This is a genomic window from Pseudoalteromonas sp. 1CM17D (genome assembly GCF_023161805.1).
In the GTDB taxonomy this organism is placed as follows: domain Bacteria; phylum Pseudomonadota; class Gammaproteobacteria; order Enterobacterales; family Alteromonadaceae; genus Pseudoalteromonas; species Pseudoalteromonas atlantica.
In genome coordinates this window covers 202,134-220,329 of sequence record NZ_JALNTP010000006.1, presented here as the reverse complement: position 1 = coordinate 220,329, position 18,196 = coordinate 202,134, and the positions used below count along the sequence as shown (strand labels likewise).

Below are 18,196 nucleotides of genomic sequence, written 5' to 3'. Positions count from 1 at the left end.
TTGTATTAGTTTTGCGGCGCTCTACCATGAAAATTGATATAAAGCTTTTGTAAGTTGCCAGGCACTAGAGGCCAACCAACCGCAATAGTATGAGAACTTGCGCCCCAAAATAATGTTTCTACGTAATATACGTCTATGTATTCAATTACTTTTGCCTCAGCGTTTACTAGCTTTTCAGCCATAAAACTTAAATAACGCTGGGCTTGCTCCACATAGCCAAGAGCAAAAGCGTGTGTTGTGGCTTTAGAAAACGCCTCCATTTTAAACGTGGTTTCGTCTTTATCATATATGCTCAGCAACGCTTTAACTTCAGGGAATTGAGCAGTAATTTCGTGCAATAACTTATAAATTACAACATCCGTTTTCATCACTTGAACTCCGCGCTTAAAAGTCCAAAGCATTTTAGGTCGTGAAACTGCCCTTTCCAAAAACCACTTTGTCGCCTTGTGCCTTCTTCACAAAAGCCAAGCTTTATTAAAAGCGCCTCTGATGCGTTATTTCCTGGTACTGTGTCGGCTTGTATTCGATTTATAGCACCGCAACTTAGCAATCCATCAAAGGCAGCTTTTATAATCATATGAATAGCCTCAAAAGCATAGCCTTTACCCCAATACTGGCTATTAAGGTCGTAACCAATAAATGCGTGCTTCATTGGTACTGACCAACTATTAAAACCACAAGTACCTATTAACTCATCAGTATTTTTTAAACGGATAGCCCAGCGGATCCCTTCACCATTTTTATACCGAATATTGAAAAATTCGATTAACTTATCGGCCTGAGAAACTTGAGTAAAGGGCGCCAGATCATAGTATTTAGTAACACCTTGGTCTGAAAAAAGAGCAAAAATAGCGTCTCTATCCTCATAATTTATAGGGGTTAACGCTAACCTTTGCGAATTGAGTAAGGGAAAAACCATTAACCTTCCTTTCAATGTATAAAACAGTAGAGATAAATCGAACTTAATCCAGCTCTAATTGGGCTTTTTCTACGCTTTCGTTTGGTAGCTCTTTTTGAACCGATACACCTAGCTCTTTAAATTCTGAAGCTTGTTTAATTAAGTTACCTTTACCACGGTAAAGCTGTGAAAAGGCTTTATCGTAGCTTTCTTTTGCGCGGTCTAGTTGTTTGCCAACACCTTCCATACTCGTTAAAAAGCCATTGAGCTTGTTGTAAAAGCGCTCTGCACGATTCGCCAGCTCTTTAGAGTATTTGGTTTGCTCTTCAAAGCGCCACAGCTGTTTAACAATATTAAGGCTTGTAAGCAGAGTAGTTGGTGTAGCAACTAAAATGTTTTTTTCGATAGCTTGTTGGTAAATATCGCTTTGATATTTAAGCGCCTCTACAAATGCAGATTCTATAGGCACAAACATAATAACTACTTCAGGCGAATTTATACCAGGGAGACGATCGTACGATTTACTGGCAAGCTCGTTAATACGCGCGGTAACAGCATTTACATGCTCTTTAATTGCTTGGCTAGCCTCTAGCTCGTTTTCGGCATTAACGTAGCGGGTATAAGCATTTAGCGATGTTTTAGCGTCAATCACTAAGTGGCGGCCCTGAGGTAAATACACCACTACGTCGGGGCGCAGTCGACCGTCTTCGGTATTAAACGATACTTCGCGTTTATAGTCAGTACCCGCGCGAAGGCCTGCGCTGTCGAGTACGTTTTCGAGCATTAGTTCGCCCCAATTACCTTGGGTCTTTTTTTGCCCTTGTAAGGCATTACTAAGCTTATCGGCTTGCTCGGTAATAGCTTGGCTTTTAGCTTGCAAGTGCAGTAGCTCAGTTTTAAGGGCAGCACGTTGTTTTAAATCTTCAACGTGAATCGATTCCATTTTATCTCTAAAGCCTTTTAGCTCGCCTTGAACTGGCTTTAATAGTTGCTCAATGCTTTCTTGGTTTAGCGTTTTAAAGCTTTGCGATTTTTCTTCTAAAATTTTATTAGCTAGGTTTTCAAACTCTTTTTTAAGCACATTTTTGCTTTGCTCTATTTGTGCAAGCTGCTCGGTAAAGTTTTGCTGCTTTTGCTCAAGCGTAGTTCGCATATTATTAAGCTCAATATCGCGCTGGTTATATTGCTCTCGCAAGGCACTAAGTTCGCCTTCGGCTTTACGCCAAAAATGGTTGTATTGAACACTTTGTTTTTCTTGCTCGCTAAAGCGAGTTTTAAAATGCTGCGCTTCATCGCGTTGCTCTTGATGTGATTGCTCGAGCAGCTCGTGCTCATCAAATAAGGCGGTGTATTGCAGCTGTTTATTGTCGTACTGGTTTTGTAATAACGATAACTGTTGCTGTTGCTCGCTAATGTGCTGTTTTAATTTATTACGAGAAGGGAGCGACACTAGGCCATATAGTACGAGTCCTGTTGCAAGCCCTGCACTGGCACTTAACCAATCTATATGCGTTAATAACTGAGTAAACATAAAATAAACTTATAAAATTTAGAGACATGCCATCATAACGAATAAAGGTAGTGGGGGGTAGGGCGTAACATTTACTAAAGGCATAAAAAAAGCCAGCTAAAAGGGCTGGCTCAATCATTACTAAATTTAGTAACCAATCAGGGAAATCAACATGAAGCTTGTGATAACTGCAATTAATCAACAAGCGTAATAGTAGACGCCACTCATTAAATTAAGTTCACATAAAAATATAAATAATTATAAAAACTAAAATGTGGGCATAAAAAAAGCCAGCTTAAAAGGAGCTGGCTCAATCATTACTAAAATTAGTAATTAAACGGGGTAAATCAACATGAAGCTTGTGTTAACTGCAATTAATCAACAAGCATAATAGTAGACGCCGCACATTAAATTAAGTTCACATAAAAATATAAATAATTTAAAAATTAAAATGTGGGCATAAAAAAAGCCAGCTTAAAAGGAGCTGGCTCAATCATTACTAAATTTAGTAACCAATCAGGGAAATCAACATGAAGCTTGTGATAACTGCAATTATTCAACAAGCATAATAGTAGACGCGTGTTTTTAAATTTAGTTCAAACTATTTATAAAAAATGCAATTTAAGGTGTTAATTACAGGCATAAAAAAAGCCAGCTAAAAGGGCTGGCTCAATCATTACTAAATTTAGTAACCAATCAGGGAAATCAACATGAAGCTTGTGATAACTGCAATTATTCAACAAGCATAATAGTAGACGCGTGTTTTTAAATTTAGTTCAAACTATTTATAAAAAATGCAATTTAAGGTGTTAATTACAGGCATAAAAAAAGCCAGCTAAAAGGGCTGGCTCAATCATTACTAAATTTAGTAACCAATCAGGGGAAATCAACATGAAGCTTGTGATAACTGCAATTATTCAACAAGCAATATAATAGACGCCGTTTGGTTAAATTAGTTCACATGCTAAGTAAAAAAATTAGCTTTTTATAAGTGATAACATTTGCTGCTCATCAAACGAAGTAAAGCTCATTGATTTATCGGTAAATAATGCATCAACAAGCGCTTGCTTATCTTGCTGCATTTTAAATACCTTTTGCTCTATTGAATTGCTCATAATTAATTTATAAACAAACACTGGATTTGTTTGGCCAATACGATAAGCACGATCGGTGGCTTGTTTTTCAACAGCCGGGTTCCACCATGGATCAAAGTGAATAACGGTATCGGCTTGAGTTAAGTTAAGCCCAGTACCGCCTGCTTTTAAACTGATTAAAAACACCGAGGTTTTGCCACTGGTAAACTCGTCAATAACTTTGTCGCGATGACGCGTTTGCCCAGTTAGCATACTAAATTTGATATTTATATCGTTTAAACGCTCTGCAATTAAATCGAGCGCAGAGGTAAATTGACTAAAAATAATCACTTTACGACCAAGGCTTAGCATTAACGGCAAATGCGTAGTTAGCCATTCTAATTTTGCTGAACCTGCTTGTGTTTCTGGCTCAATTAATTTTGGATGACAACAAATTTGCCTTAGCTTTAGTAGCGCTTCTAAAAATGCGAGCTTACTTTTTTGTGCGCCTTGCTCAGCAAATAAGTCGATGAGCTTTTCTTCTAGGGCGCGCGTAATACCTTGGTACATATCTTTTTGCTTAGGTTCAAACTCAAACTCTTTTAACAGCTCTGTTTTTTGTGGCAGCTCTTGAGCTACCTGCGCTTTTGTGCGGCGTAATATAAACGGCATAATAAGCGCTTTTAGTTGCTCAGCTCGCTCTGAATCGGCTTCGCGCTCAATAGGTGTTTGAAAGTGCTGTTTAAAGTGGGCTTGCGAGCCAAGTAATGAAGGCATTGCAAAGTCGAGTAACGACTTAAGCTCAAACAAATTATTTTCGATAGGCGTACCGCTTAAACATAACTTAAAGTCGGCATTTAAACGCTTAACTAAGCGCGAGACCTGTGCAGTATCGTTTTTAATATATTGCGCTTCGTCTAAAATAATATTTTCAAAGTAAAGTGGCGAGTAGTAAGCAATATCACGCTTTAATAATGGGTAAGTAGTTAAAATACACTGCGCTTGCGCTAAATGTTGTAAAGGCTCATTACGTTGCGAGCCAAAAATAGTGGTTACTTTAAGACTTTTAGCAAATTTGGTTATTTCGTTTTGCCAATTACTTACCAAACTTGTAGGGCACACTATAAGAGTAGGCCCCGCTTGCGGGCGATTAAAACTGCTGGCCAAAAAGGCAATAACTTGTAGCGTTTTGCCAAGCCCCATGTCATCAGCTAGTATGCCGCCTAATTTGTGGCGCTTTAAAAAGCTAAGCCAATCAACGCCTTGTTGCTGGTATTCACGTAGTGTTACCGAGTCATTTAAACCGTGTAAGGGCACCACTGGCATTGCCTGCTCGGTGTTGTTTAACTCATCAAGATAACGCTCCAATGAGTCATCATGAAGGTCTATAGTAACTGCGGTATGCTTTACCAGCTCAGGTAAATAAGAAAGCGGGATATTAAATTCATCGCGTGTTTTAACAAATTCAAACCGTTGTTTAAATTCGGTCAGTAAATTAATGGCGGCTTTACTAATAACACCAAATTGACGCCCAACAGGATAGTAATAAAACAGCTCACTTTGACGATTTAACGATTGATACGTGGCATCATCGGTATTAAAAAGTACAGCGGCTTTGGCATCACTTAATTGCACTTTACAATGCATTTGGTGACCTGCAGCACGGTTTACATCGAGTGTAACGTGCCCTTGGGGGTCGGCTACATTTACTTTAGTTTGAGTTACCTGCCAGCCACGCTTTTTAAAGCCAGGGAATACTTCGTAAACAAGCCAATGTAAATGTATAGGTGATTGTTTATTAAATATAAACTCACTTTGTAAACCCCCTTTACAAAACTCAAAACCTAAATTTACTAACTCATTTGTTACTGTGTTTTCAAATGCACTATTTATTAAACTCGCGGGTGCTGTTCCCGCTAAATAATTTTTATTTTTATATTTAAATAATAGCGAAACTTTAAGCCCTTGCTCATCCATAGTGGCTTTTAAAACAGCATTACCAAGTTGCTTAACATTGACTTGTTCGTTATTCGGATGCGGAATAACACCGGCCCCAAAATTGTCGGCAAGTTGTTTATAAATGCGATCAAAATTAGCATCGTGAAGTGCGGGAATTGATTGTAAATGTGCTATTTCGTCGGCGCTAAGCTGTGTTCTGATCCGGCCGACTTTAAAGTGATCGAGGTCTAAATAAGCGGGCGGCGTGGTTTTTATCAATGCCCAATTTTTACTGTGTTCAAGCTCAATAATTAATTGCGATAACTCGTTTTGTTGCTGCCAATTAAAGTTAAGCGATTGCCCAGTTTGCGCTTTAATAGCAACACGAGAGCGTTGTAAAAATAAACGGTCGGTGGCAATTAATTGTTGTAAAGCGCTAAAGCCCCATTGACCTTTTAGCTCTAAATTACCCACTGCATTTTGTGAGCGAATCCAACTAAAGAGTCTAAAGTCACTTTCGAGCAAATCGTTTGGCGTTACAAAGCTATTTAATTGTTGCTCAGTTAAATTGCGCCCGAGCGTGTAATTATTATTTTTGTCGTAATTGGCAATTTTTGGCGTTAAAAATACTTTATTGTTTTCAATGTCTAATACAAATAAAAGAACTTGCGAAGGGGCTTTAGTATCAACACTTTTAAGTGCTGTCAGTTCACTAAACCAATCGTTAATAAAGTAGTCTTCTCCGTATTCACCTGAGTGCTCTATTTTAAGTTTAAATAATACAGCGGCTAAGTGCCTACATTTGGTTTTAGCATTACAGGTACAATGCGTATCAACAGAGTAACCAGTAGGTACTTTACTGATCTCAATGCGTTGGTTAAATGCTGATCCGTTGTCGCCTTGTACCGTTGAATCAATAACAGCAAAATCACTGCTGTGCTCTAACCAACTAATTTGGCCGTTTTTATAATACTCTTTGCCTTTATCGAGCACGTTGGGCCTAAACAGCTTTTTTATAAAGCGCTCAGAAAGAGGGAACAAGGTTGCCTGCTCATTTTTTATTTCTTCAAAAATAGCCAGTAAATCATTTTTTGATAAGTTAGCAGACATGTCACTCTAAGTATTAAATTTTTAAAATAATTCTGCCAGTATATTCTTTAACTGCGCACAGCAAAAGCAATATTAACGTTATATAAACTGGTTGGAGCTGCTAGGTTAGTAAAAAATCGGTTTATACGTACTTTATGGCACTTTATCTGCCAATATGAGAATAGGTAAACAGCAAACACACATGTTACAAACAATTTATTAACAACGCAGGGGCTTTACAGATCAGTTTTTTACTAACAAATTAAGATCCAGCATCAAATAGTCGTAAAAACTAAATTCAGTTAGTAAAAATGTGATCTTTAGAGCAAAAATGAGGGGTTTATGAGTTATAAATAGCAAAAAAGATCAGGATTTTACTAAGTAAAAAGCCCATCAGATCAGAATTTAACTAACCTAACAGGCTTTTAAGATCACTATTTTACTAAGTAATAAGGGGCTAATTAAACGCGCTTAACAACTTAGTAAGTTGTTCTAAGCGTTTGTCAGTCAATACTTTATTATCTATTTTAATAGATACGTCACCACTTTTTAAATTACGTTGTACGTTTATAAAGTTGTTTTCAAATACAGCTTCACGTTTAGCAACCACGCTAGGCTCGGTAGTTAAACGTTTAGTAATTGCCATAGCGCGTTTGTCGTCGCTTGTAATGGCGTTAATCTCATCGTCTGTATGTAATTCGCTAACTAGGGCATTAAACGCCTGCTCGTCGCGCTCCTTTGCACTAACAAGCTTTTTAGCGACTTCTCTGCCTACGTGATTAGCCGTTGGGTAAAGTGAAATTACATCAGCGGGGATTTGCTCGTACGCTTTAATGGCATCTGCAATTGCGGTGTGCGATACACCTTCAATAGCGGCAATTTCGCGATAAGAGCCTTTTTTACCTTGCTCAATAAGATCGTTCTTAGTTTGTTGATAAGCTTGCCCTAGCTCCCAAAGGCTTGGGGCTATGTACTGATCTGAAGATACAGCTAAAATTTTAGCGTCTTGATCGGTAAAATCAGGAGAGCTTAAAACTAAATAATCGGCATTACCTAAAATACATGCCTTTCGACGGCGTGAACCGGCAAGTACTAAGTTAGTATTTCCCTGATCCCAAAGTAAAGCAGGGTGTTGATTACGTCCATCTTCACTGATTGCAGGTAAAATATCAGAAACCGACTTTTCGTTTAATAGCGCTTGTACACGGCGGTTTTTACCGTAAACCGTGGTGCTAGATTCAATATCTGCATGAGCAATAACTTTACACACTAAAGTTATTTCGCGTGTAGGGTCGCTTGGCGCAGGCATTCTTATTACATCACCAGCGCTTGCTTGCTCAAGTAAAGCATCGAGGCTGCTATTGCCTACGGCAGTTGCAAATGGATCTAAGCGGGTGTCGTTTTTACGTTTTGTAGCCATTTTTATGTAACATCCTTACTTAGTGTTGTTAAGTGATGATTGGGTTGACTCCCAATTAGAACGAATAAGCATTTCTAATTCGTCCACAACATCTTTAATATTTTCTTGCGCGCGCAATAAAGACTCGCGACTAGCTAAACTATCCGATGCTTTTTGATCAAATATGGTATTAAAAGACGATGAACTAGCCGTAATTGCCGAGCTGTGATTAATTGGGTAGCTCATTACTTGGCGGCCAAACGCACTACGTACATCTTTAACAATATCGCGCTGTGAATGATTACCCTTAACGTAATTAGTCACTAAAAACTGCATAAAGTCCCAACCTTCATGACCAAGTGCCGCTACTGTATGGTAAATCTCACCTAAACGCTTTAAATATTTATTGTTAGCATCAAAATCTACAGCTTCTGGATGAACCGGAATAAGCATCGCCGTAGAAGCCATTAAAGCATTATAAAACATAAAGTTAAGTGTAGGAGCGGTATCGATTAAAATAATATCGAATTCGTCTTTAACCGGCTCAATAACTTTTTCTAAAAGCTTATGATAATGACGTGTTTGTTCGTAATTAGAGGTGTCTTTTAAAAGTGTTGCGGTCTCGTGTTCAAAGTAAAAATCATCCATACCTGAGGGTAAAACACGAATATTTGGAATATGCGTAGTCACAAAAGCACTAGAAACAAACTCTGGCCAGGTTTCGCCTTCGTCTAAATCAATACAATCACGCATTAAGTCGCCTACTGTAACAGGGTCGTGATCGTTAGAAGGGAAAAAGCTAGAAGACGAACCTTGAGGATCTAAATCAATAATACCAATACGATAACGTTTGATATTAGTCGTCGCCAACGCAGCAGCAATATTAACCATACTGGTTGTTTTACCACAGCCACCTTTAAGTGAATTAATAACAATAACTTGGAGTTTATCGTTAGCAGTGCGGTGATCTGGCTGAATATCCATGATATCGGCCATCGCAAAAATATTAACTAACGTGTACGCATAGTGCCCATTTGCACCACGCTTAATATTTAAATCATCAAAGTCACCATTGTCATGACGACGTTTTAAGGTACGATTATTACACCCTAATAAATCTGCTGCCGCTTTTTGGGTGTAAGTTCTTAATTCTTTTTCTTCTGATTTAAGATGAGCGCGATAGTGTTGTATGCGTCCTTTTAAAGATTTTTCAGCAACTTCGGCTGTTGCTTTTAAAAGCCGGTAAGTACTTAGCGCGTTATTATTGATAGACATACTTTCTTCCTCAAAGTTAGGCAGTTAGTATAATGTCCATTCAAATAGCTGTAAACAACTATTTAAGGCGACATGCATTTTAATAACAAGACATTTAAAAATATTTTTACACCTTTAAGATTGCTTAGTATAAATAAAGAAGTTTAAAGGTGGTTAAATGTATAAGGTAATAAAGGTTAAGGGTGTATAATAGCTATATAACTATATGATATTTATAAATAATGTTAAAAAAAGCAGATCACCTTTATACTTGGTTAAGATCAGATCTTTATCTACATGCAGATCAGCTTTTTACTAAGCCTTATTTAATTATTAGAGTTATGCACAACTTACTCAATAAGTTATGTACAAAATGACTGTGTGAGATCAGTTTTTTACTAAGTAAATTATAAAGTTATACACTTAAGCTTACGAAGAACAGGGCGTTTAATTGGTATAGATCTGATCTGTAGTAAGTACAGATCAGATCTATGCTAACTCGAAGTGCTGTTATCCACAGCAGGTATTTATTTTACTAACGTTTGTCGTGTAAAAAGTTTAAAAATAGCGCTTTTAATGGACAAAAAATAAATTGAGTTAGTAAAAATTTAGCTTGAGAAGCTTACCTTAGTAAAATAGTGATCTGAAATTAAGCTTATCACTCACTACTTAGTATAATAATGATCCGTTACGTTTATTTATACTCGGATCAGTTTTATACTAACTTAAACATTTAACTTTTGTTGCTTAATGTGTTGTTATTAGCTGTCGCAATAAAAAATGGAAATCAGAACAATGAGCCGAAAGGTCAACATCTCGGTAGATAACTTGCCCGATACACTTAGGGGCCAAATACACGGGGTGGAAAGTGCAATAGATAACGAAAGTTTAGCACTATTTACAGATAACAAAGATGTGCGAATTTCTATCGAAAATGCCGCTCATGGGTTACGTGCTTATTCAAACACGTTTAACCACTATGATTTATGGGGGCGTTTTGTACGTTCTGGGCATAAAAAATTGCCATTGGAAGAAGCACCTAAAAAAACAATTATTACGCGTAAAATATCCGAAAAAGTAGATGGTATTTTATATGACGGCGAAATAAAAATTACACCGGCCGTTGTAAGCACGCGTAAAGATGGCGAAGACGTAGAATATTTAGTGTGGCCATCGGATAGAGAAGAAAAAGTTGAGCGCGCGTTAATTCGCCTTGCATCGAAAGGTAAAATCGTAAAAATCAATTTTAAGTCCGGTATTCAATATGCCGTGGTTTTTTCGATGAACGAATTAGCCCAAGAACTTAAAGCGGTTGGCCAATCAATGCCATACCCACAAATTAAAGAATCATTAGAAGCACTTCAAGGTTCTAAACTTTCATTTAAATACTCGGCTACTGATACTAAAAATACAGATATTGATGACTCTTTTTATGAGTCAAACATGAACTTTTTATCATCTCTTCACTTTAGTGGTAAAAAAGGCCAAGGCGGCAACGTTAAATGTGTTGCATGTTTAAATGCATTTGTTCATAACATGATTGATAACCTTGAATACAAAGGATATTACTTTAACAGTGCGCAAGAGTTAAAACGTGGTTTATCGCGTTGGATGATGCTGCGTTTATACCACCTTTGGCGATATGCCGCGCCTGGTAAAACGTATCATTTTAGATTGCTATCTATTATGGAAAAATACGGCTCTATTTATTCAACCGACGATATCACAGAAAACAAATTAAAAGCATTACGCCGTGATATGACCACAACAATGAAAGACTTGATTGAGAAAGGGGCTATTTCAGAATACAGCATTACTAATGTAAAAGATGATAAAACCGGTAATATTATTGATTACACCTATGAAATGCATCCTTCTGATCAGTTTTGTGATGAGATACTCACGCTCAATAAGCACAATAAGCGTATTGAGATTCAAGGTGGTAAACGAATTGTCGAAAACGCAGTTTTAATTGATGAAGATAAAATAGAAGAAATAGTCGAAAAATAACAACGATTAAAATACTAGACTACTTACCAAAAAGGCCACACTATGTGGCCTTTTTAACATAATTATTTATCTACTTGTTCTAAATAAAGTCTATCCACTAAAAAGTCATACTCTTTTTTTCTCGGGTGAGACTCTGGTTTTTGATAATCTGGCAAAGTACCTAACTTAACATCCGGCTGTGGGTTAATTAAAATAAACGGCAATGCTGCACTTACGTGATACCTATTTTCTGCGGTATACCTAACATTAACTTGGGGACTTACTCGGGTAGGGCGGCGAATTCTTAACTTTTCTTTTTCACCTAAACTAGCTACTCGCATTTGCTCTTGTGCAACGAGGGACTGCCATTTTTGTTGGTCGATCATTCTTGGATTTCTATAACCGGCGGATTTGTCGAGCATTTCAAGCGCCATTTTTTTAGTTAGAGTTTTAGTGGCATGCTTATGCATCCAAGTAAATCTCACTGAAAAAGGGGACTCACTTTGAAAATGAATTTTTCGATAGGCTGCAAGAGTGATTAAATTTGGAACCGCGTTATGAACAGCTTCAAATCGAGCATCGTTATTATCGATAGCCAAAACACACTCCTTAAAAGCAGCCTTAGCTTTATTAACTTGTTGTATTCGGCTAGTTAATGCTGCGACATCTGCATTTTTTAGAACCAAAAGCCCAGGATGACGCTTGAGTACTCTACTACTTAAACTTTCTTTTTTATAAATATCAGTAAATGAGTTTAAAATTGCCCTATGAGCAATTTCGCCGGTTAATTTTTTTACAGGAATTGACTCGGGAATAATATTTTCATCAACACTATTTATATCTGGTAGTTGATAATACTCAGCCTTTGAATATTCACAGACACGTAATTCATCAATCAATAACGATGTTAATTCATTCATTAAATCAAACTGACTTCTTATTTGTACTTTAGAAACCATAACCACCCTGAGAACACATCTTACCTATATAATTATTAAGTTTAACGTTTTGCCCTGTTCTTTTAAAGTTTATTTATTTTATTAAGGCTAAGATTACCTTTAATTGAAATTAAGTATGATGTGTTCTTTAATGCTGTTTACTTATGCTTGTGAGATTCGGTGCGTGAATATTTGCATATAACAGAAAGAATTAGTGAACCCAGGCGTGATCAATACACTTATGTGTATTTACGCTATATGAGGAAATTTGTTGTAACGCAGGTAATTGCTAGGGCGATGTATACTTTTATATAATATCGCTCTGTGTAAAATAGTTATTGAGCCTTTAGTTTAAGGCCAGCAATCAATTTTTTGGTTCGACACTTTAGATAGTGTTGGGCACTCATTGTATAATCTCTTATAAGTGATACTTGTAATACAGCGCTAGGCTCCTGTGATGGGGAAGGCTGCTCTGTCAAGATGAACTCTACTACAACTTAGTATTTAAAGTAGTCGTTCATACAGACTGTTTTTAGTAGCTCTAATTAGAGTGCTTGCATCGTCTAACAACCTGATCACAGTTGTACAGAATAAAGTGGACTTATTGCTATAGCCTTGCTCAACCTCCGAGCCACTTATCACACACTCAAAATAAATTCTAGTCACTTGGTTTATTTAATTAAATCACCACTGTAAAGCTAAGATTACATTTAACCCACTTTAAGTATGATGTGTTCCTGTAGAAACTGTTAACTTTAAGGCTTTGAATTCAATTTGGTTTGGGATGGTTAAAAAAACGCCTTCATATATTTAACTTATTGTATTTAAATAAAAATAGTAAAATTAAAACACGCTTAAAACTAAGCCTGTGCAGCCTTAAAATCACAAATAACCTTATATATATTTAACTCATAACAAATTAGTTGGTAAATAGTGAATATAGTCCTTGAACTTAGGGCCATGCATACGTTAATTTCTTTATATCAGGTAAAGTAGGAATGAGGAAAGAACATGCAATCGTGGAACCCAAATAGCTGGAGAGAACTGCCAATACTGCAGCAGCCACAGTATCCAGATCAAGAAGAACTAAAAACAGTAGAAAGCCAGTTAAAGAGTGCTCCGCCACTTGTTTTTGCAGAAGAAACAAGAAGCCTCTTTAAACAATTAGAAGATGTATGTGAAGGTCGTGCATTTTTACTTCAAGGTGGCGACTGTGCCGAATCATTTAGCGACTTTAATGCCGCTAATATTCGCGATACATTTAAAACCATTTTACAAATGGCTGTTGTTTTAACATACGGCGGTAAATGCCCAGTTGTTAAAATTGCACGTATGGCAGGCCAATACGCTAAACCACGCTCTGCAGATTTAGAAACTATTGACGGTGTATCTTTACCATCTTACCGTGGTGATATTGTAAATAGCTTTGAGTTTACAGAAGAAGCACGTATTCCAGATCCACAACGTTTAATGAAGGCATACCACAATAGTGCAGCTACATTAAACTTACTTCGTGCATTTGCACAAGGTGGCTTAGCAGATTTACACCAAGTGAATCGCTGGAACATGGGCTTTGTAGCCGCTAATCCGCAAAAAGAACGATTCCAACAGCTTGCTGACAAAATTCAAGACGCACTTGAATTTATGGAAGTATGTGGCATTAATTCTACTATTGCGCCAAGCCTTAAAGAAACCGACTTATACACGTCTCACGAAGCGTTATTGCTAGGCTATGAAGAAGCACTAACTCGTCGCGATCACCTATCAGGTGACTGGTACGACTGTTCTGCGCACTTTGTGTGGATTGGTGAGCGTACGCGTCAATTAGACCATGCACACATTGAGTTTTTCAAAGGTATTAAAAACCCTATTGGTGTTAAAGTTGGCCCAGGAATGGACCCAGATGACCTAATTCGTTTAATTGATGCTGTAAACCCAGATAACATTCCGGGCCGTTTAACGCTAATTACACGTATGGGTGCCGACGTACTGCCAGAAAAACTTCCAGCACTTGTAAGACGCGTTCAGCAAGAAGGCCGTAAAGTTATTTGGAGCTCGGATCCAATGCACGGTAACACTGAAAAAGCGACATCAGGCTATAAAACGCGTAGCTTTGATAATATCATGCGCGAAATTAGCCAGTTTTTTGCTGTACACAAAGCTGAAGGTTCATACGCAGGTGGTATCCACTTAGAAATGACTGGCCAGCACGTTACAGAGTGTACTGGTGGTGCATACGGTTTATCTGATGATGACCTAGCGCAACGTTACAAAACACAATGTGACCCGCGTCTAAATGCAGACCAAGTATTAGAAGTAGGCTTTTTAGTAGCTGACTTACTAAAAGATGCACGTAAGTAATAAATAAAAAATTAAAGCCGCATTACGCGGCTTTTTTTAGCAAAATAGCAAATAAGTTGGTTAGTACTTACGTCGCTCAAGGTTACTGTCAATTAAGATTTTTGCAGATATTTCCTCTACAGAATGATGGGTAGAATTAAAGTATGCAATTTTATGTCGCTTATAAAGCATTTCAACTTCACGCACTTCAATTCGGCATTGTCTTATTGATGCGTATTTGGAATTTGCCATACGGCGATGCCTAATTGCAGCCAAACGCTCAGGGTCAATAGTTAACCCAAATAACTTATGTTTGTAAGGGAGTAAACATTTAGGTAGTCCCTCACTCTCTAAGTCGTCTTCAGTTATTGGGTAATTTGCAGCCTTAATGCCGTACTGTAGGGCTAAGTACAAGCTTGTTGGTGTTTTACCGCTTCTGCTAACACCTACTAAAATAATATCGGCTTCAGAAAAGTTTTTAATATTTCCGCCATCATCATTCATAAGGGCATAGTTAACCGCATCTATTCTAAAGTCATAACTTTTTTCATGAATAGAGTGGGTACGATGCATTTTTGGCACTGGCGCAACATTAAGCTCTTTTTCTATTTTTTCACTGTAAGTAGACAAAAAATCATACGCGATTGCATCGGCCGATTTAATAATTTCACTTAAGTTGTGATTTACGAAGGTAAAGAATACAAATGGCTTCTCACCTTCTTTTGCAGCAGTTGCGTTTATTAACGCTTTAATTTCATTTGCTTTTTCTTCTGTTTCTACAAAAGGAATAGTTTTATGATTAAATTCAACCGGAAACAACGACAAAGTCGCGTGACCAAACACTTCGGAGGTAATAGCAGTGCCGTCTGATATATAAAAAGCAGTTCTCATAGTTAACCTTTTTATTACGTTTAATACCTAAAATGGCTTACTCACGGTTTACGTGAGGTCTAATGCCAGTGTAGAATGAAGGTGACCTTTATAAAAGGTTTTCTTTCTTAACTCTCACAGTTACAACTACAATTTGTTTTTTGGAGAAAGACCCGTGCAAGAATACGTTCTCTGGTATCAAGAGCTTGGTATGCAAGATGTTCCTCGTGTTGGCGGCAAAAATGCCTCACTGGGTGAAATGATTTCAAACCTCGCTAACGCAGGTGTACAGGTTCCGGGTGGTTTTGCCACTACAGCCGACGCTTTCAATGAGTTTTTAGAGCAATCTGGACTCAATGCAAAAATTCACGACATTTTAGATACACTTGATGTTGATGATGTAAATACACTCGCTAAAGTCGGTGCCGATATCCGCCAATGGATTATCGATACCCCATTCCAACCTAACCTAGACCAAGCCATTCGCGACGCATACAGCCAACTTCATGGCGATACATCAGCCGATGTATCATTTGCAGTACGCTCATCAGCCACCGCTGAAGATATGCCAGATGCATCATTCGCAGGCCAACAAGAAACCTTCCTAAATGTACGTGGTATCGACTCAGTAATGGTCGCTATTAAACACGTATTTGCTTCTTTATTTAACGACCGCGCCATATCGTACCGTGTTCACCAAGGTTACGATCACCGTGGTGTTGCACTATCTGCTGGTATTCAGCGTATGGTACGTTCAGATAAATCAGCATCAGGCGTTATGTTTAGTATTGATACAGAGTCTGGTTTTGAAGACGTTGTATTTGTTACTTCAAGCTACGGTTTAGGTGAAATGGTTGTACAGGGCGCAGTAAACCCTGATGAATTTTATGTTCATAAACCAACATTACAAAAAGGGTTGCCATCAGTAGTACGTCGTAATATTGGCTCAAAAGCCATTCAAATGATTTACTCAACAGATGAGGCACACGGCAAACAAGTAGAAATTGTTGACGTAGAGCCAAGCCTTACAAACAAATTTTCAATTACAGATGAAGAAGTGCAAGAACTTGCAAAACAAGCTGTAATTATCGAAAAGCACTATGGTCGTCCTATGGACATCGAATGGGCAAAAGACGGAAACGATGGCAAATTGTACATAGTACAAGCGCGCCCAGAAACCGTTCGCTCAAACGAAGATGCCAATATTATGGAGCGTTTTCAATTAAATGGCACAAGCAATGTAATTGCTGAAGGCCGCGCAATTGGTCATAAAATTGGTAGTGGTGTTGTTCGTGTACTTGATTCAATTAAAGAAATGGACCAAGTACAAGAAGGCGACATTTTAGTTACCGACATGACCGACCCAGATTGGGAACCTATCATGAAACGCGCCGCGGCTATTGTTACAAACCGTGGTGGGCGTACGTGTCACGCAGCAATTATTGCCCGTGAACTTGGTATTCCTGCGGTAGTTGGCTGTGGTAACGCAACCGATTTAATTAAAGCAGGCCAAGAAGTAACTGTATCATGTGCTGAAGGCGATACAGGTTACATCTACGAAGGTATTTTAGATTTTGAAATACTAACGTCGCGCGTTGATAAAATGCCAGAACTACCAATGAAAGTGATGATGAACGTAGGTAATCCAGACCGCGCGTTTGACTTTGCACGTTTACCACATGCAGGTGTTGGCCTTGCCCGTGTTGAATTTGTAATAAACCGCATGATTGGTGTTCACCCTAAAGCTCTATTAAATTTTGATGCCCAATCACCTGCGTTACAAGCTGAAATTACCGACATTATTGCCGGATACGAATCGCCGGTAGAGTTTTATATCTCTAAATTAGTAGAAGGTATTTCAACGCTAGGCTGTGCCTTTGCACCAGAGCGTGTAATTGTGCGTATGTCTGATTTTAAATCAAACGAATATGCAAACTTAGTAGGTGGTGAGCAGTACGAACCAGAAGAAGAAAACCCAATGATTGGTTTTCGTGGTGCTGCACGTTATATCTCTGAAGACTTCCGTGATTGTTTTGCCCTTGAGTGTGAAGCAATTAAACGCGTAAGAAACACCATGGGTATGACCAACATTGAAATCATGATCCCATTCGTACGTACCCTTGAAGAGGGTAAACGTGTTATCGAATTACTAGAAGAGCATGGCCTTAAACGTGGTGAAAATGGTCTAAAAGTAATCATGATGTGTGAGCTTCCTTCAAATGCATTACTTGCAGATGAATTTTTAGAGATGTTCGATGGTTTTTCTATCGGCTCTAACGATTTAACTCAGCTAACACTTGGCCTTGACCGTGACTCAGGCCTAATCGCACATTTATTTGATGAGCGTAATCCTGCGATTAAAAAGCTACTTTCTATGGCAATTAAAACAGCTAAAGAAAAGGGCAAGTATGTAGGTATTTGTGGTCAAGGTCCTTCAGATCATGAAGACTTTGCAGCATGGTTAGTCGAGCAGGGCATTGATTCTGTTTCACTAAATCCAGATACAGTACTAGAAACTTGGTTATACCTAGCAGACAAACTTGCAAAATAATCATCAGTACCCGTAAAAAATAAAAATGCCAGCAATTATGCTGGCATTTTTGTATGTGGGCTAAATTACCGTGCTAATTTTTTATCTAAATAATTACACGATTTAGTTAAGGCTTTTTGGCAAAGCTTTAAATAATGCCTGGCTTTTGGGAAATAAAACGAAAAACACAGTAACCCCGCCATAAAAAATATCAGCGAGGGGCCTGGAACTACAGCAAAAAATAGCCCCAGCAAAATAAACAACACACCTATGATCTGTAATAGTAATTTTTTCATATAAAGCTCTACACTGTGGTTTAACTTGATTATAAATACAGCAGCTCAAATTACGATAAAAAGAGTGTTACA

Annotated in this window: 12 protein-coding genes; 3 read left to right on the top strand and 9 right to left on the bottom strand. The window is 38.0% G+C overall.

Annotation, left to right across the window (positions count from 1 at the left end; all coding sequences use genetic code 11):
• Positions 1 to 5: 5 nt before the first annotated feature.
• The 6 genes from MSC25_RS12585 to MSC25_RS12560 all read right to left on the bottom strand — a co-directional run bounded on the left by MSC25_RS12585 (position 6) and on the right by MSC25_RS12560 (position 9,182).
• Positions 6 to 368, bottom strand: coding sequence for a hypothetical protein (locus MSC25_RS12585; RefSeq protein ID WP_248443608.1), 363 nt, complete (start codon positions 366 to 368; stop codon positions 6 to 8).
• Positions 368 to 919, bottom strand: a complete 552-nt coding sequence (locus MSC25_RS12580) for a GNAT family protein (protein WP_248443606.1) — start codon at positions 917 to 919, stop codon at positions 368 to 370. The genes MSC25_RS12585 and MSC25_RS12580 overlap by 1 nt, the downstream gene beginning before the upstream one ends.
• Positions 920 to 962: 43 nt before the next feature.
• Positions 963 to 2,429, bottom strand: a complete 1,467-nt coding sequence (rmuC, locus tag MSC25_RS12575; RefSeq protein ID WP_004586298.1) for a DNA recombination protein RmuC — start codon at positions 2,427 to 2,429, stop codon at positions 963 to 965.
• A gap of 956 nt (positions 2,430 to 3,385) precedes the next feature.
• Positions 3,386 to 6,529 carry a DEAD/DEAH box helicase gene (locus MSC25_RS12570; protein ID WP_248443605.1) on the bottom strand — a complete coding sequence of 1,048 codons (3,144 nt, stop codon included), beginning with the start codon at positions 6,527 to 6,529 and terminating at the stop codon, positions 3,386 to 3,388.
• Positions 6,530 to 6,965: 436 nt separating this feature from the next.
• Complete coding sequence (locus tag MSC25_RS12565) at positions 6,966 to 7,928, bottom strand: hypothetical protein (protein WP_004586300.1); 963 nt, start codon at positions 7,926 to 7,928, stop codon at positions 6,966 to 6,968.
• A gap of 15 nt (positions 7,929 to 7,943) precedes the next feature.
• Complete coding sequence (locus tag MSC25_RS12560; protein WP_004586301.1) at positions 7,944 to 9,182, bottom strand: AAA family ATPase; 1,239 nt, start codon at positions 9,180 to 9,182, stop codon at positions 7,944 to 7,946.
• A gap of 774 nt (positions 9,183 to 9,956) precedes the next feature.
• Between MSC25_RS12560 and MSC25_RS12555 the strand changes: the two genes are divergently transcribed.
• Positions 9,957 to 11,171: a hypothetical protein gene (locus tag MSC25_RS12555; RefSeq protein WP_004586302.1), complete on the top strand. Its 1,215-nt coding sequence runs from the start codon at positions 9,957 to 9,959 to the stop codon at positions 11,169 to 11,171.
• Between the two features lie 62 nt (positions 11,172 to 11,233).
• Here the strand turns inward: MSC25_RS12555 and MSC25_RS12550 are convergent, their stop codons facing one another.
• Positions 11,234 to 12,109 carry a DNA replication terminus site-binding protein gene (locus MSC25_RS12550; protein WP_138684847.1) on the bottom strand — a complete coding sequence of 292 codons (876 nt, stop codon included), beginning with the start codon at positions 12,107 to 12,109 and terminating at the stop codon, positions 11,234 to 11,236.
• A 990-nt stretch (positions 12,110 to 13,099) separates the two neighbouring features.
• On the opposite strand from MSC25_RS12550, the gene MSC25_RS12545 reads away from it, so the two are divergent.
• The gene (locus MSC25_RS12545) at positions 13,100 to 14,449 is read left to right on the top strand and encodes a 3-deoxy-7-phosphoheptulonate synthase class II (protein WP_024032363.1); all 1,350 of its coding nucleotides are present in this window, start codon (positions 13,100 to 13,102) and stop codon (positions 14,447 to 14,449) included.
• A gap of 60 nt (positions 14,450 to 14,509) precedes the next feature.
• Here MSC25_RS12545 and MSC25_RS12540 read toward each other — a convergent pair whose 3' ends face one another.
• Positions 14,510 to 15,319, bottom strand: coding sequence for a pyruvate, water dikinase regulatory protein (locus MSC25_RS12540; protein WP_004586305.1), 810 nt, complete (start codon positions 15,317 to 15,319; stop codon positions 14,510 to 14,512).
• Between the two features lie 154 nt (positions 15,320 to 15,473).
• Between MSC25_RS12540 and ppsA the strand changes: the two genes are divergently transcribed.
• Positions 15,474 to 17,849 (top strand): phosphoenolpyruvate synthase, encoded by a 2,376-nt coding sequence (gene ppsA / locus MSC25_RS12535; RefSeq protein WP_248443604.1) that lies wholly within the window; start codon positions 15,474 to 15,476, stop codon positions 17,847 to 17,849.
• Between the two features lie 65 nt (positions 17,850 to 17,914).
• Here ppsA and MSC25_RS12530 read toward each other — a convergent pair whose 3' ends face one another.
• Positions 17,915 to 18,124 carry a TMEM134 family protein gene (locus tag MSC25_RS12530; RefSeq protein WP_248443603.1) on the bottom strand — a complete coding sequence of 70 codons (210 nt, stop codon included), beginning with the start codon at positions 18,122 to 18,124 and terminating at the stop codon, positions 17,915 to 17,917.
• Positions 18,125 to 18,196: the final 72 nt, after the last annotated feature.